Below are 3,053 nucleotides of genomic sequence, written 5' to 3'. Positions count from 1 at the left end.
ATGGAACCTTATGACAACCATGCTAACACAGGGGGATTATTAACTTATATGACACTATCAAGAACAGGAAAAACATTTGAAGACCTGACGGAAGAAGAAATTGCAAGTAAAAAAGATACATTTACAGAAATAATCTCACTGTTTCATAGTTGTATAACGATGAGTATTCAAGATTGTTTTGATATAAAAGAGTTAAGGGCTATAAATAAAAATATTGTAGACTATTTGTTTGGAGATTTCAGTTTTGTCAAAGAAGGTTCTTAAAAGAATTGTTTAGCGTGACCAGTAATTAATATTGAACAAATTCATTTGAGGTGAGATTCAATGGAAAACAAAAGTCTTTATATTAAAGAAAGAAATAAGCTGCTAATAAAGGTAAGAAGTTTTAATTTAAAGGAAGTACATGTAGGATATAAAGCATTAATTAAAGAAAGTTATTCACAAAGTAAAGTTTATGAGAAATGTTCTAGAGTGGGAGTAATTATCAAAATTACTCCTAACCATATAATTGTTAAATTTGAGTCGGATGTCCTTGCCTTAGTTAAGAGAAAAGATATTGAATGTCTTCTGTTGGAACTGAACTAAATCGAAAATTAGAATTACATTACTATCACCTTTAAAATATGTTTTCTATTAAAATATGAAATGAAAGAATTTTATATACGGTGTTACAAACAACTAACAATATTAAATATTTTTTACATCTAACAAAAAGTTATAATTTCTTGATAAAAATAATTTAAAATGTAATAGGGAAGTCACTAAATTATTTAAGTAACAAGTAGGTGTTAATACATGAAGAAAGTCATATTATTTATTACAACTATTGTTTCATTGAATACTCTGTTTATGTCTATATCATTTGCTGAATCTGGAACTGCACAACCTACGTTAGTTAGTCAAGCTGCAATTATGATAGATTCAAAAACTGGCAAAGTTCTTTATGAAAAAAGGGCTAATGAACAAATGTATCCCGCCAGTTTAACCAAAATTGCAACAGCTATTTATGCAATAGAAACCGGTAACCTTGATGATATTGTGACTGTTAGTGAGAAGGCAAGGAATATAGAAGGAACCAAAGTATATTTAGAAGAAGGGGAAAAAGTTACATTAAAAAAACTTCTACAAGGATTGCTAATTAATTCTGGCAATGATACAGGTATTGCAATTGCAGAACATCTAAGTAGAAGTGTGGAACAATTTTCTTCCGATATAAACAAATATTTGAAAAACGTGATTGGTGTACAGAATACCCACTTCGAAAATCCGCACGGCCTTTTTGATCCTAACCATGTTACGACAGCAAAAGATCTGGCTAGAATAACTCAATATGCAATTAAAAATGATACATTCAGACAAATATTTAGCACAAAAAAATTAGAATGGAACGGTGAGTCTTGGGATACTACTCTTTACACGCATCACAAATTAATGAGACAGATCCCCTATGAAGGTATAACAGGTGGAAAAACGGGTTTTGTTAATCAATCTGGATTTACCTTGGCAACGACAGCGAAAAGAGAAAATTTAAGTCTTATTGTAATTACTTTAAATAGTTATATGCAATCAGCAGCATACAATGACACAATTAAACTATTAGACTATGGTTTTGAAAACTTTGAAACATCTAGTATTTCTAAGGGAACCACATTTACGCTTAATAAACAGGAGTATATAGCACCAAAAAGAATGTTCTATACTCATTCTTTAAATGAGAAAGTGAGTAAGAAGGTTAATGATAACGGATCGTTAGAAATAATAAATGAAGATGGAAATATAATATCTTCTCATCCCCTAAACAAAGTTGAAACAGAAGATAACGCTGGAGAAGAAAAAAAGATTAACAATACAACAACTATCACTACTAAGGATATAAAGGTAAATTCCGTGTTTGAGGTACATTTATTAGAGTTTGTTTTTGTGCTGTTTATTACCCTAACAATTATAGTATGGTTATTTATCATAGTAGACAACTAGTCAAAAAAATAAGAACTTCGGATGGGGGCTAGTCGGTTAAGGCTGAGTCCCCCATTTTAATTCCACTGCATTTGCTTCATCATACCACTGTAGATTCCCTATATATCCTTCAGGGTTAGCCAATGTTTAGAAAAGTAACATTCAATGTCAGCTCTTTTCGCTTGTAATATAATGCAATAGTCTCTTCACAAATAGGCTGGATTGTTGATTTATTGGATTATACTCTCCTTCGAATTATGTCCCAATTATATCGCTAGTTATCCAGCACTATATTATTGATTAAAAGTGCTGTTTTTTTTTATGTTGAAATTGTCACATATCATTCACACTAATTTCATTGGGTAATTGTTTGCCGACATTTATGATCATATTGTAATATGACTAAAATTGTTAAATTCCAACAATAATGATTGAGTAGGAGGTGTAAAGACTTGTTACCTGTTGAAAGACAAAATCGAATTAAAGACTTAATCCAAAAAAAGCATAATATGAAGATTTCTGAATTAAGCAGAGAACTTGAGGTTTCTGAGATGACTATTCATCGGGACCTAAAGCCAATAATTGAGGAAGGATTCATCATTAAAACGTTTGGAGGTATAACTCTTGTTCGAGACCGTTCAAACGAGGCATCTAATTCAGAAGAGTGTGTGTTTTTTAGTCGTATGATAAATGAAAAACTTGCCTATCGACTCATTTTACCAAATAACAAAATTGAATTGGCTTGCTGCGCCCACTGTGGCTTACTCCGTCATCGACAATTGGGAGAAGAAGTCATACAGGCAATCAGTCAGGATTTTTTGAGACAAACAACAATAAGTGCACCATTAACGTGGTATGTGATGGATACGTCTGTTCACATCGGGTGTTGTCAACCGCAAGTACTACTGTTTGAATGGCATGAGCATGCTAATAAATTTGTTAAAGGGTTTGGTGGAAAAGTTTACTCATTTAGTGAAGCCATGGAGGCTGTCTTTTAAAAAATGAATGGGCTCAAACATAATCGTTGTGACCATCATTAGATGACGAAGGGAGGTCAATAATGAAGCATTTAATAATCTAGGCGCTATTTTTTGTTC

General features: G+C 32.0%; 4 protein-coding genes. All 4 read left to right on the top strand.

Translation table 11 applies throughout. The features are described from left to right. On the top strand, positions 1-264 hold a 264-nt coding region (locus ACI6MV_RS24770), incomplete at its 5' end, for a hypothetical protein (protein WP_407272981.1). A gap of 60 nt (positions 265-324) precedes the next feature. Continuing rightward, positions 325-585, top strand: a complete 261-nt coding sequence (locus ACI6MV_RS24765; protein ID WP_407272980.1) for a hypothetical protein — start codon at positions 325-327, stop codon at positions 583-585. Between the two features lie 210 nt (positions 586-795). After that, positions 796-1,977: a D-alanyl-D-alanine carboxypeptidase family protein gene (locus ACI6MV_RS24760; protein WP_407272979.1), complete on the top strand. Its 1,182-nt coding sequence runs from the start codon at positions 796-798 to the stop codon at positions 1,975-1,977. A gap of 431 nt (positions 1,978-2,408) precedes the next feature. Continuing rightward, the gene (locus tag ACI6MV_RS24755) at positions 2,409-2,954 is read left to right on the top strand and encodes a DeoR family transcriptional regulator (protein WP_407272978.1); all 546 of its coding nucleotides are present in this window, start codon (positions 2,409-2,411) and stop codon (positions 2,952-2,954) included. Positions 2,955-3,053: the final 99 nt, after the last annotated feature.

The organism is Radiobacillus sp. PE A8.2, from assembly GCF_045635475.1.
GTDB lineage: Bacteria > Bacillota > Bacilli > Bacillales > Amphibacillaceae > JBJGXI01.
This window is presented reverse-complemented; position numbering and strand designations above follow the sequence as displayed.